The sequence below is a fragment of the Helicobacter labetoulli genome (assembly GCF_003670275.1).
GTDB classification, from domain to species: Bacteria; Campylobacterota; Campylobacteria; order Campylobacterales; family Helicobacteraceae; genus Helicobacter_C; species Helicobacter_C labetoulli.
The window spans coordinates 55547-68595 of sequence record NZ_QXJF01000009.1; the positions used below are offsets into that span (position 1 = coordinate 55547).

11 protein-coding genes, 1 tRNA gene and 1 pseudogene are annotated in these 13049 nt (G+C 37.6%); 10 read left to right on the plus strand and 3 right to left on the minus strand.

The window, feature by feature from the left end; genetic code table 11:
• The first annotated feature begins 157 nt into the window (after window positions 1–157).
• From EBF12_RS05865 to EBF12_RS05895, 7 genes are all read left to right on the plus strand, one after another.
• Window positions 158–1510, plus strand: coding sequence for a S41 family peptidase (locus EBF12_RS05865; RefSeq protein WP_121726820.1), 1353 nt, complete (start codon window positions 158–160; stop codon window positions 1508–1510).
• 25 nt (window positions 1511–1535) lie between these two features.
• Window positions 1536–2249, plus strand: a complete 714-nt coding sequence (purC, locus tag EBF12_RS05870) for a phosphoribosylaminoimidazolesuccinocarboxamide synthase (protein WP_121726821.1) — start codon at window positions 1536–1538, stop codon at window positions 2247–2249.
• Between the two features lie 16 nt (window positions 2250–2265).
• Window positions 2266–2508 carry a phosphoribosylformylglycinamidine synthase subunit PurS gene (gene purS, locus EBF12_RS05875; RefSeq protein WP_121726822.1) on the plus strand — a complete coding sequence of 81 codons (243 nt, stop codon included), beginning with the start codon at window positions 2266–2268 and terminating at the stop codon, window positions 2506–2508.
• Window positions 2505–3164 (plus strand): phosphoribosylformylglycinamidine synthase subunit PurQ, encoded by a 660-nt coding sequence (purQ, locus tag EBF12_RS05880; RefSeq protein WP_121726823.1) that lies wholly within the window; start codon window positions 2505–2507, stop codon window positions 3162–3164. Before purS ends, purQ begins: the two co-directional genes overlap by 4 nt.
• Before the next feature lie 10 nt (window positions 3165–3174).
• Window positions 3175–4269, plus strand: coding sequence for an SH3 domain-containing protein (locus EBF12_RS05885; protein WP_121726824.1), 1095 nt, complete (start codon window positions 3175–3177; stop codon window positions 4267–4269).
• Entirely contained in the window at window positions 4253–4981 is a 729-nt protein-coding gene (locus EBF12_RS05890; protein WP_121726825.1) for a lysophospholipid acyltransferase family protein, read from the plus strand. Before EBF12_RS05885 ends, EBF12_RS05890 begins: the two co-directional genes overlap by 17 nt.
• Window positions 4982–5073: 92 nt before the next feature.
• A tRNA-Ala gene (locus EBF12_RS05895) sits at window positions 5074–5149 on the plus strand.
• Between the two features lie 39 nt (window positions 5150–5188).
• On the opposite strand, the gene EBF12_RS05900 is transcribed toward EBF12_RS05895, so the two are convergent.
• The 3 genes from EBF12_RS05900 to EBF12_RS05910 are packed head-to-tail and all read right to left on the minus strand — an operon-like array spanning window position 5189 to window position 9142.
• Window positions 5189–5971, minus strand: a complete 783-nt coding sequence (locus EBF12_RS05900) for an ABC transporter ATP-binding protein (RefSeq protein ID WP_002957305.1) — start codon at window positions 5969–5971, stop codon at window positions 5189–5191.
• 1 nt (window position 5972) lies between these two features.
• The gene (locus EBF12_RS05905) at window positions 5973–6962 is read right to left on the minus strand and encodes a FecCD family ABC transporter permease (RefSeq protein ID WP_002957306.1); all 990 of its coding nucleotides are present in this window, start codon (window positions 6960–6962) and stop codon (window positions 5973–5975) included.
• Window positions 6962–9142, minus strand: a complete 2181-nt coding sequence (locus EBF12_RS05910) for a TonB-dependent receptor (protein ID WP_244196405.1) — start codon at window positions 9140–9142, stop codon at window positions 6962–6964. The genes EBF12_RS05905 and EBF12_RS05910 overlap by 1 nt, the downstream gene beginning before the upstream one ends.
• A gap of 116 nt (window positions 9143–9258) precedes the next feature.
• Between EBF12_RS05910 and EBF12_RS05915 the strand changes: the two genes are divergently transcribed.
• The 3 genes and pseudogenes from EBF12_RS05915 to EBF12_RS05925 form a co-directional block, all read left to right on the plus strand.
• Complete coding sequence (locus tag EBF12_RS05915) at window positions 9259–10779, plus strand: hypothetical protein (protein ID WP_121726826.1); 1521 nt, start codon at window positions 9259–9261, stop codon at window positions 10777–10779.
• A gap of 2 nt (window positions 10780–10781) precedes the next feature.
• Window positions 10782–11819, plus strand: a complete 1038-nt coding sequence (locus tag EBF12_RS05920) for an ABC transporter substrate-binding protein (protein WP_121726827.1) — start codon at window positions 10782–10784, stop codon at window positions 11817–11819.
• A 129-nt stretch (window positions 11820–11948) separates the two neighbouring features.
• A pseudogene (locus tag EBF12_RS05925) lies at window positions 11949–13004 on the plus strand (quinone-dependent dihydroorotate dehydrogenase); the annotation flags it as partial.
• Window positions 13005–13049 lie beyond the last annotated feature (45 nt).

Here is a 13049-nt window from a genome sequence, read left to right on the forward strand (position 1 = left end):
GGTGAGAATTACAACGAGTGTGGCTAGAGTAGGGTATTTTGGAGAGGATTTTGCTTAAAGTAGAATCTGTTAGGAAATTATATGTTTTTTTGGGTAGAATACCGCTTTTTGTAGAATCCCAAAAATCAATACAATAATAAATACTAAGGTCGTTGTTATGATGAATAAATCGCGTGTTGTTTTGGCAGGTATTATTGCTTCTTTGTTGATAAGTTCAGCTTTGTTTGTGGGGCTATCAGCCGATGAAGCAAAAAAGTCAAAGCCAAAGGTGCAGGAAGTTAATAAGGTAGAATCTTTTAAAAAGCTTCGCCGTGTTATGGGGATCGTTGAGGAATATTATGTTGATGAACTAAGTTTTGATGAGATTGTGGACAAGGCTATTGATGGACTTTTGAGTAATCTTGATGCACATTCAAATTATCTTAACAAAAAGAAATTTGATGATTTGCGTGCTAATACTGATGGCGAGTTTGGCGGGATTGGTATCACTGTTGGGCTAAAAGATGGTGCATTGACCATTATCGCACCTGTTGATGACACTCCCGGTGATAAAGCTGGACTAAAAAGTGGCGATGTAATTATAAAGGTTAATGATCAAAGCACTATTGATATGAATATTGATGATGCAGTGAATCTTATGCGTGGTGCGCCAAAGACAAAAGTAGAGCTTACTATCGTGCGTAAGGGAGAGTCTAAGCCGCTAGTGTTTAATATCGTGCGTGATATTATCAAAATAGATTCTGTAAAAGTGCGTAAGATTGAGGATAGTAATTTTGCGTATGTGCGTGTGGCTTCATTTGATAAAAATGTAACGCGTAATGTGGCAAGTGGCTTAAAGCAGCTTGGTAAGATTGATGGAATTGTGCTTGATTTGCGTAATAATCCCGGTGGAGTGCTTGATCAAGCGGTGGATTTAAGCCGTTTATTTATTAAAAGTGGTGTGATTGTCTCGCAAAAAGGACGCACCAAGCAGGAAAATATTGAATATAAAGCAAAAGGTGCATCGTATGGAGATGTGCCTGTGGTTGTGCTTATTAATGGTGGAAGTGCAAGTGCAAGTGAGATTGTCGCTGGAGCATTGCAAGACCATAAAAGAGCGGTGCTTATAGGGGAGCAAACATTTGGAAAGGGTAGTGTGCAAACGGTGATGCAGCTTGACCAAGATGAAGGATTAAAACTCACAACAGCAAAATATTATCTCCCTAGCGGTAGGACGATTCAAGCTGTGGGTGTTACTCCTGATATTGTGGTATATCCGGGTGCAGCACCAGAAAATGAAAATAGCTTCAGTATTAAAGAATCTGATTTGAAGCGGCATTTGCAAGGGGAGCTTGATAAAGCAAATGTAGATAAAACAAATCAACAAGCAAACAAGCCTGAAGCTCCAAAAGATGATAAAAAGCTTGTTACACAGAGTATGATATACCAAGATATTCAGCTTAAAAGTGCGATTGATGTGCTGAAGGCGTGGGGTGTTATAGGCACTTTTGGCACGAATAAAGCAAAATAAAAATCAAGTCAAACAAAGGAGAAGTATGCAAAAAGAAGCAATGTTGTATGAAGGAAAGGGTAAGAAACTTTTTGCCACAAGTGAAGAAGATGAAGTGATTGCGGAGTTTAAGGATGATTTGACAGCATTTAATGCTGAAAAAAAAGGTGCTGAATCTGGCAAGGGTGCTTTGAATTGTCAAATCAGCTCTTTACTTTTTGAGCTTTTAGCAGAAAATGGCGTAACGAGCCATTATATTAAACGCTTAAATGATATTGATATGTTATGTAAAAAAGTGAGTATTATTCCCATTGAAGTGGTTGTAAGAAATATTGCCACAGGCTCACTCACAAAGCGTTTGGGCATAAGTGAAGGGAGCGTGTTACCCTTTGCTTTGGTAGAATTTTATTATAAAGATGATGCGTTGGGCGATCCTATCATTAATGATGAGCATTGCAAGATTCTAGGCTTGGTTGAGGAGCAAAGTGAGCTAGAAGTGCTAAAAACTCAAGCGAGAAAAATTAATGATATTTTAAAGGATTTTTTTGATAAAAGGGGATTAAAGCTTGTTGATTTTAAGCTTGAATTTGGGCGAGATAAGGATTCTCAAATTATTTTGGCTGATGAGATTAGCCCAGATAGCTGTCGCTTTTGGGATAAGCAGACAAATCAAAAGCTAGATAAAGATAGATTTAGACAGGATTTGGGAAGTGTTAAAGTTGCCTATGAAGAAGTGCTAAAACGCATTTTAGAATCTTAATAGATGGAGAGAATATATGCAGGTTAGAGTTCTTGTTTCACTTAAAAATGGTGTGCTTGACCCACAAGCAAAGGCGATCTTTCACGCTTTAAATGCGCACGGATTTGAATCTTTAAGGAGTGTTAAGCTGTCAAAAGAGATTCTGCTAGATTTGCAAGAAGATAATGCGGATAAAGCCTATGAGATTGCAAAGAATATGTGTGAAGAGTTGTTAGCAAATGTTGTGATTGAAGACTATAGTATTGAGATTGTTCAATGAAAGTTGCTGTAATCTTGTTTCCGGGGACAAATTGTGAGTTTGACACGCAATATGCCTTCAAGTCTCTTGGGGCAGAGGTGTGTATTTTATGGCATAAGGAGAGTGAGATTCCCCAAGATGTGCAGCTTGTGGTTGTACCCGGTGGCTTTAGCTATGGGGATTATTTGCGTTGTGGGGCAATTGCGCAGTTTTCACCGATTATGAAAGCGATTAAGGAGTTTGCTCTAAAAGGTGGCAGAGTGCTTGGAATCTGCAATGGCTTTCAGATTCTTTGTGAGGCTGGGTTACTACCCGGAGTGTTAAAACGGAATGAGAATCTGCATTTTATTTCAAAAGTGCAGAGATTGCGTGTTGTGAATAAGAATAATGTCTTTTTACGCTCCTATGCTAAAAATCAAGAGATAGCTCTGCCAATAGCACACGCAGATGGCAATTATTTTATTGATGAAAGTGGCTTGGAGGCATTGAGGGCAAATGAGCAGATTCTGCTTGAGTATGTAGATAATCCCAATGGTTCAGTTGGCTCAATTGCTGGGGTGTGCAATGAATCTAAAAATGTCTTTGGGCTTATGCCTCATCCGGAGAGAGCTATTGAAATGGTGCTTGGTGGTTGCGATGGGGTGGCGATGCTTGATAATCTTTTGCAAAAAGTTTAAGGAGAGGGGAATGAAGCGACTTCAAACTTTTTTGTGGGTGTTGTTGTTTATTTTCGGGGTGAATCTAACTCAAGCTGACACACCATCAAAAATTGCCTATCTTAATGTGGAGTTTCCTAGTGCAGATTCAAGTTTGTATGTAGGGCAAGATATTGCTGTAAAGTATAGTCTTACTTTATTGTCTCAAGCTAAGCTTGTGAATGTTGAGTTTTTGGAGTTAAGTCAAAAAAATAATGTTGAGTTAAAAAATAAATCTACAAGTTGGCAGCAGGATAAGCAAGGAATCTTGCAAAATACTTACATTTATAAAATCAAGGGTAAAAATGTTACACTGCCGCCATTGCGTGTGAAAGTGGCATCTGCTGATGGGAGCTATGAGGAGGAAGTGGTTGCTAGTGGAGCGAAGTTTCAAGCTGTAGAACTAGGCAATAATCCAAATTATGCTAATGTCATTGCAGATTCAATGGAAGTTGTGGATTATAGTGCGAAAGAGTATGATGAGCAAAATAATGTTGTGATTTTTCAAATTGAAAGCAGAGGTGGCACTCTGGTGGGTATGAAGATCGGGCAGTATGCAAAACAGGGCTTAGAGGATAGTAAGGTTGTTGATGGTGTAACTTATGGAATCTACTATGTTGTGCTTGATAAGACTTTGCGTTCCCTGTCATTTGATTATTTTAATTTGAGCAACAAGCAGTTTGTCAATATTACTTTACCTATTAATATCTCGCGTAGCAGCATTGATGAGAGCGGAGATATTAAGCCTCGTAATACATTTTTGATATTTAAGAATCTTTTGATTGGTGGGCTTATTATTTTTATGGTGCTTGTATGGATTGTGTTTAAAAAAATACGCAAAATAAGTCTTGTCGTGCTTGTGGTGCTTGTGTTACTTTTGGCTTACAATATCTTTTTTAGTGCAACTTCGGGCATAGCACAAGTTGGGGCGAATATTAGCATTATCCCATCGCATAATTCTACGATTATGGAGGTAGTCAAAACACCTACAAAAGTGGATATTATAGGCGAGTATGAGGAGTATTATAAGATTATCATAGACTCTAAGGTTGGCTGGATAAGGAAAGAATATGTGGGCAAAAACTAGAGCAATTTTTGCGACACTCTCCATCGCATTGTATCTGCCCATCATTATCGTGCAGATTTATTTGACACGCTCTTCTCAAAATGGTAGATGGGCGAGAAAGCAATGTCGGTGGTTTTTTGGCTTGAATGGTTTGTCTGTGGAGCGTGTAGGTGAATATGACAAAGACGCACAGCTTTTAGTGATGAATCATCAAAGCGTTACTGATATTATTTACTTTGAAGGTTTTCACCCAGCCAATTTGTGTTGGGTAGCAAAAAAGCAGCTTGGTGAGATTCCACTCTATGGACACGCACTTAAAGCCCCTGATATGATTTTGATTGATAGGGAAGATAAGGGTGGGATTGTGTTTTTGCTAAAAGAAGCTAAGAAGGCATTAGCTCAAAATCGTCCTATTGCTATTTTCCCAGAAGGCACAAGGAGTAAGGGTGGTGAGAAGTTTTTGCCTTTTAAGCCAGGGGCTAGGATTCTAGCCTCCAAGCTCAAGCTTAGAATCCAGCCTGTGGTACTGATTAACACCCGTAAGCTTTATAACACTTCGCCTTTATCTATTGAGACAGATAAGGCTAGAGTGGTGCTTATGGAGGCTTTTACACCCGATTTTGAAGATAAAAATTGGTATAAAAAGCTTGAAGAGAGTATGCACGAAGTGTATCTTAAGCATTACGATGAGCTAAATAAGGGGAATTTAAGCAATAATTTGGCACAATCCTAGCTTTTTTGTTGCAAGATTCTGTTTATTTGAGCTTTTTGAAGGGATTTTGCTTTCATTTGTGCTTGTGAATTTTTAAGGCTTTTGTAGTTTTTGGGGTGTTAGCTCAGTTGGGAGAGCGCAACGCTGGCAGCGTTGAGGTCAGGGGTTCGAACCCCCTATACTCCACCATTTCTTTTATCAATAAATAGAATTTCTTGACTAATAAAATCAAACCCTAAAAATATATTCATTTTCCATAGGCATAGATTCTGTATGTAATGGCACATTGTAGAGTTGGCTTAAATACTTTGAAGTGAGTAGATGTTTGGCGTTTCCAAAAATAGCATTTGTGTCTTGTGGTGAATCTAAGCAATCAGTGATTTTATGAAGTAACACGACTTTATGCGACAAAAATCTAGCGTGTGAAGGAAAATGTGTGTTAAGAATAATGGTGCAGCCGTTGTTGCTAAGGCGTTTTAGCATATCTAAAATGGTTTTTTGATTATGAAAGTCAAGGTTTGATTCTGGCTCATCAAGGATAAGAATCTTTGGATTTTTAACTAAAGCCCGTGCAAATAGCACCATTTGCAATTCTCCGCCGCTTAAGTTAAGGCAAAGCTTATGCGTTAAATGTGTAAGATGAAGCTTGTCTAAAATATCGTGTGCTTGTTTAAAATGTGTCATATTTGGCTTAAATCGCACAGATGGATTGCACCCAAGTGCGACCATATCAAGCACCTTGATATTAAAGATTTGCGTCTTTGCCTGTGGGACATACGAGATAATTTTCCATAACTCTTGCTGATTGTAAGCTTTAAGTGATTTTCCAAGCAAGATACTCTCCCCAAGATTCCATTCAAGCAGCCCAACCATACATTTAAGTAAGGTTGTTTTACCCGCTCCATTACAGCCTAAGATACCTAGCACTTCACCTTCTTGTAGGGTAAGATGGATATTATTGAGAATCTGCGTATTTTTTCTTTTGAAACTTGCATTGTTTATGGCAAACATTTTATCCCCTTTGATTTTTGCGTAAAATATAAATAAAAAATGGCGCTCCAACAAGTGAAGTGAGAATTGATATAGGGATTTGTTCGCTTGAAAGTGTGCGTGATAGGGTATCAATAAGCATAAGGAATAACGCACCAATAAACATACTAAGCGGGATTAGCTTTGAATTTTCATTGCCAATAAGTAATCGTGCAATATGAGGCACAAGCAGCCCCACCCAGCCAATAACGCCACACATACTTATTGAGCAAGCAACAATCATTGTGCTTGAAATGATGATATAAGCTCGCAAAAGTGTGAGATTAACCCCTAGGCTTTTGGCTTCATCATCTTCTAGCATAAGGAGATTGAGCTTCCAACGCAAGATAAAAATAATGACTATGCCAAAGATAATGCCAATAAGATTGAATATGACATAGCTTTCCAATGCCACATCTAAAGAGCCTAAGAGCCAATAGGTGATGGTTGGGAGTGTGTCTTGTGGATCGGCAATGTATTTGACTATGCCTATAAGACTTTGGAACAAAGCCCCTACGATAATGCCGCTTAAAATCATTGTGGTGGTTTGAGATGGTGCATTTTTGTTATAGCCAATACACGCAACTAAAGCAAGTGAAAGAATACCAAAGATGAATCCAGCAATGCTGATATAATCCATACTTAATCCTAAAAGCAGTCCTAGCACTGCACCAAAACTTGCTCCACTTGTAACGCCTAAAATATCAGGTGTTGCTAAGGGATTGCGAAATAGACTTTGAAACGCCCCACCAGCTACACTTAATCCAGCACCAACAATAATGGCTACAAGAATGCGAGGAAGACGAAAATAAAAAATAACATTATTTTGCGTCTCATCTCCATTGCCACATAGCACTTGGATAATATCTTCAATGGGCAGAGCATATCTGCCACTGCTTAGACAAATAAGAGCAAAAATCACTATGATGAAAGAGCCTAAGATAGAGGCAAACATTGCTTTTAGAATCTGCATTAATAATTCCAGATATATTTAACAAAAACATTTCTACCCGGCTCTACAAGAGGATTTGTCAGTGCTATTTGGTGTTTTATGCTTTGGACGGTTACAGGGTTTCTGCCAACTTGATTAAAGAGATTATTTGCTCCAATTAAAAGCTCCATATCTTGTAGTTTTGTAGAAAAACCACCAAGTTTTAATCCCAAGTATAAATCTGTCATTGTATAGGCTTGTGTTGCCCTCTCTTCATTTGGATCTATGCGAGTTTTTGCTCCATATCCCCTTTGTGTGAGATTGACATACCATTTGTTAAATTGCAGTGATAAGGATACCTGACCATAAAGTGGTGCAAGATAAGCAATAGGCTTATTGTCTGTGAGATTTTCACCATAATTATAAGAGCCTACATAAGAAAGCATAAGCCTATCGTCAAAGAAGCTATGTTTCCCCTCAATTTCTACACCTGTGATGATTGCCTTTCCTATATTTTCATATCTATAAGCGTTATTTGTGTTAGCTATTGCACTTTGATAGGAGCTAAGGGCAAGCATATCAGTATAATGTGTAAAAAAGCCAATTAATGAAGCATAGTGATTATCACTTTGGAATCTAAAGCCAAACTCAGCACTTTGTGAATATTCTGGCTTGATAAGAGGATTTGCGATAGTGAGTGTTGAGCTGCCACTTGGTGTGACTTGCATACGCGTACCAGCACTTGGATTTTTGAAGTTGTGACTGACATTAATCACATTGCTTATATAGTCATTAAGAAAATACACTGAACCAAGAGAGCCTGTGATAGCACCGCTGTGGATTACGCTATTTTCATCAAGGAGGCGAGAGTTTTCAATATGGATGGCTTGATTATTGTTGGATTGTTCCGTACTTGATTTTGTTTTTGAAATTGTTGTGAGTACATAGTCTCCTCTAAGAGATGCCAAAAGATACCAAGATGGAGTAGCGCTAAAATCATCTTTAATAAATAAAGCAAAATCGGTGGTGCTAGATGGGCGGTTTGTTGTTTTGCTTGTGTTGTCTGCAAGATTATTTTGCCTTACTTGTGTTGGAGAGTAAGAGCTTTCAAATTCAGCTCCATAAGTAAGATAATGCTTGTTAATTCTACTATTAAACACTAAGCGTCCGCCAAAGTAGTTGTTGTTATAAACTTGTTGATGAATATTTTTTCCATCTGTAAATGCGGCGCGATTATTCCAAATATCTGTATCCCAATGTCTATAATAGAGATAGCTTTCCATAGATTCTGCAAAAGAGAGTTGAGATTTTTTCATTCCTACTCTTAAATAATATTCGCTGATTGGATCTTCACTCATTAAGATTCCATAGCTTGACCCCGGTGCTGCACCTAAACCTCCAGCACGATGAGATTCTACTCTTGTATAACGACCTTGAGTATAGTAGCGTGTAGAATCTTTGGTATAGCCAATGTTAAAATCCACGCCCAGATAGTTAAACGATGAATTTTTTGCTTTGTATGAGTTGTTTTCTTTAATGGGTGTAGTGTAGTCTTGTGCTGTTTTTGAGCTTACTCCAATAAGCATATCCCAGCCTCCCCCTCCGCCAAGCACTTCAGCCCTTCCACCAAAAAGATTATTCACACTGCCATATTCTAAAGCACGGATTCTAGCTGTGGCAGCAAAAGTATCGCTTTGTGTATTGTATGATGAAGTGCGAGATCTAAAATTTACAACACCATTCATAGCATCACTTCCCCATAGTGAGCTTGCCGGACCGCGTATAATTTCTATACTTTCAAAGGCGTAGGGATCAAGGGTGTTGAGTTCTAGCGTATTACGCCCAGAGTATCTCACACCATCTATCATCACAATAGAGCGAGAGCTATTGGAATTTTGCCCACGAAATGTGATTTGCCCATTAATGCCGCCAGAGCGGGAATATAAGATGCCGGGCACAGATTCTAGGATAGATTGTATATTACCATTGCTTTTTTGGAGCAAGTCTTTTTTTTCAACAACGCTAATTTGCTTAGATTGTAGCTCTATGGGTAACTCCGACATAATCACTTGTGCTTTGACAACAGATTTTTCAAGCTTGACATTCCTTTCTGCACTGCTTATTTTTTGTTCTTGCTCGTCAGCGTACATATAAAAAGGTAAAAAGGGAGCATAAAACAACAAAGAAAAATAGATACACTTTTTTTTGGTAGAGCGTCTCATTTTGAATCCTTTTTTTATTAAAATAAAAATAAGAGCGGTTATTATATTGAAATAAAAAACAAAATGCAATATAATCCACAAAGTTTATAAATTTACTTAAATAAAAGGATAAAAAGATGTCTAGTAAATGTGGTTGTAGTGGTTTAAAAAATAACTTAGAGAATCTTTATCATTATAAAGAGCTTGAATCTTTTGGTAAGATTGCTTATCTTGAATCAGGAAGTCTAAAAGAACAGAGTGTTTCAACACATTTTTTATATAAGCATATTTTGCAGTATGTAGATTTGTATAATGAATTTCACTCGCTTGATTTGAGCGGATTTTGTGCGGTTGTTTTGCCTATGGGGATTGATGAGTATTATCTCTCACGCTTTAAAGATAAGATTCTTAGTTTTCTTGAATCTGGGGGCGTGGTGCTATCTTTTATGAGTGATTTTATGCGGATTTTACCTTATAGTAAGGGCTATGTACAGAGTCAAGTTCCAATTAGAGATAGGGTTGTAAAGTTTGCTAAGAGTGAATCTGCGGCAATTATCTTTGATGGAGTAAGGGAATATGATATAAATCATAGGCGTGGTGTCAAAGGATTTTTTAATCGTGGGTTTTTTGATATGAGTGCTTTTCCACATAAAGTGGAGCATCTCTTAAGTGATTGTCAGGGGGAGTGTGTTGGTTATATTGATAGAGAATCTACCCAAGGTGTTATTCTATCAACAGCAAATGCGGATTTATTAAGTTTTGGGCTTATGGATAATACGACAGCAAGAAGAATGGGGTTTAATCTTCTGCAATGGCTTGGTAGGGAGTTAGGGCGGATTAAGCAAGATGGGGCAGCACACAAGATTGATAATGTTGGTAATGTTGATAATATGGCAGAGCAAAAATATAAGACTTCGCAAAATTCTTGTGATACAAAGCTTAATTATTTAGACTTTGTGCCTAATAAACATATACAAAGCCTTTCTTCCCATAAGCTTACAAATGCCATTATCACAGGTGGTAGCTCATTTCATAGATATTTTTTCACAAATAAAAATGAAAAATATGCGCATTTCTTCTCTAAACGCTGCCATTTTTTAGATTTACAATCTTTGAATCTTGAAGCGTTTGATTATATTGTTTTAAGCTCAAGAATGGACGCACATAGCTTGGTTAAGCATAAACAAAAGTTCATTTCCTATTTGGAATCTGGAGGACATATTGTTTCTTTTGGGGAGATTACACAAGATTATTTGCCAAACATTATATGGAGGGATTATCCTGTTAATTTTTGGTGGTGGCTTATCCCTAATGCAGATATGCCTTTATATGCCTTAGATTCAGATGGGAATAAGACAGAAGATTCTACAAAAGATGGTTTATTTAGCAAAATGGCGGTTAAAGATGCAAAGTGGCATTACCACGGAGCATTTTATCCGCCAAAAAATGCCCAAAATATATTGGTGAATGAATTAGATGAAAGTATTATTTACAAAGACACAACTTTTAAAGGAAACTTATATGTTACCTCTCTTGATCCGGAGTTTCATTTGGGGCAGGGATTTATGCCTACGACAGAATATTTTTTTGACACATTTATGCAGTGGGTTGAGAGTGATATTTTAGAGAATGATATTGTATGTGCGAAGGGGGTGTGATAATGCGTTTCATAATGCTATATGTGCTGCTTAGTGCCAATGTGTTTGGTGCTTTTCCCTATATGTATAAAGATGATAAAGGATATAGTGTTGAGATTCCAAAAAAGCCTACTCGCATTGTGATTGGGGGCGGTATGTGGCCATTACCATCTGTTATTATTATGCTTGAAAAGAGTGCAAAAAGTATTGCATATATGCCAAAATCAAGTAAAAATGCGTTAAAAAATTCCTTTTTACTTGATATGTTTTCCGAGATTAGTCGTATTTCAAGTGGAGAGAATGAAAATATAGAAGATCTTCTTTCACTTAAGCCAGATTTGTTTGTGTGTCATAGTGCAAATATCAAGCTATGTCAGGCAATGAAACAAAGCAAGATTCCAACAATAGAACTCAGTGTCAATAAATGGGGGTATAACTCATTTGAAACACTCAAGGGTTGGATTGCAGTGTTAGCCCCTATTTTAGATGTTGAGATAAAGGCAAAAAGATTTTTAGATTTTACTCAAAGTATTCAAGATGATATGATGAAAAAAGTAAGGGCAAAGCCAAATAATATTAAGCCAAAGGCATTGGTGATACATTATTTTGAGAGTGATAAGGCTATTTGGGCAGGTGGCATTTTTGCGGATTATTTATTACAAACAAGTGGCGGACAAAATGTTATTTCTAGTCAAAATATTGTAAAAATAACGCTTGAAGATATATACAAGCTCAATCCGGATATTATCTATATTAATAATTTTAATACGCTTATGCCCCAAGATATACTCAAAAGTTCATTGTGGAAGCCCATCAAGGCAATCCAAAATAAAAGAGTCTATAAATTTCCATTAGGCTCATATCGCCCATTTGCTCCAAGCGTAGATTTGCCTATTTTGCTTCAATGGCTCTATATGTGTAATTATCCAAATGAGATGGAGTTTGACACGCTTTTGCACTCTACTGAAATGTTTTATAGCACATACTTTGATTTACATTTGAGTAAAAAACAAATAATGAGCATTTTTTCTCCCACAAGGGAAGCTGGAGAGATTAAGTAGTGTTTTTTGTTGATTGTAATGTAGGATTACGCCTAAATTTTCAAGTTACATTAGGATTTGTTTAAGGATTTATTTTTTTTGCTACAATACGCAATTTGACTTTCTAACTTAAATTTCGTGGAGTGTCTTATGTCGCTGTATCAAATGCTTTCTCCTTATCTTTTCAAACTTGATGCTGAAAAAGCTCATAGCTGGGCTGAATCTTTCATTAAGCGTGTTATGCCTTTGCCGTTGGTGCAAGATTACATTGCTGGGAAAAATTGCGTGGTGGATAAGGTATTGAGCATTGAGGTTGCAGGTATGAGATTCTATAATCCTGTGGGCTTGGCGGCTGGATTTGATAAAAATGCTACGATGATAAAGGGGCTTAGTACCCTTGGATTTGGGTTTTTAGAGATTGGCACAATCACTCAAGCCCCACAAGAAGGCAATCCAAAGCCGCGTCTTTTCCGCCATACACAAGAGCAAAGTCTTCAAAATGCCATGGGTTTTAATAACCAAGGCTCACTTGCCATCTCAAAAAGGCTCAAAGAGTTTTATCCATACGCCATTCCACTTGGTATCAATATTGGTAAAAATAAAATCATCGCCCAAAGCGATTCGCTAAAAAATTATGAAAATGTCCTGCTTGACTGCTTGGAGGTCGGGGACTATTTCACTTTTAATCTTTCATCGCCAAATACACCAAACTTGCGTGATTTACAAAATGTTTCATTTGTGCAAGAGCTTTTTGCTATGGCACGCACCCATACGCAAAAACCACTCTTTTTGAAAATCTCGCCAGATATGGATAAAGATGAGATGTTAAAAGTTGTTGAGATGAGTGCAAAAAGCGGTGCAAGTGGGATTATTGCGACAAATACGACTATTGATTATACGCTCGTGCAGAATCCAAAGCAAAGTGGTGGCATTAGCGGAGCGGCGTTGAAGCAAAAATCAAAGGAGATTCTAAGAATCCTAAGTGAAAGTTTTTTTGGTAAGATTGTTTTGATTTCTGTTGGCGGGATTGATAGTCCGCAGGAAGCCTATGAGCGTATTAAGCTAGGGGCGAGTTTGGTGCAGGTGTATAGTGGGCTTGTGTTTCAGGGACCAAGCTTGTGTAAAAATATTAATGAAGGCTTATTGCAATGTATTCAGGCAGATGGCTTCACACATTTGCACGAGGCGTTGGGACAGGATATTAAAACCAAACCAAAGACACGCAAAAAGCCAGAGCCAGAAAAAGCACAA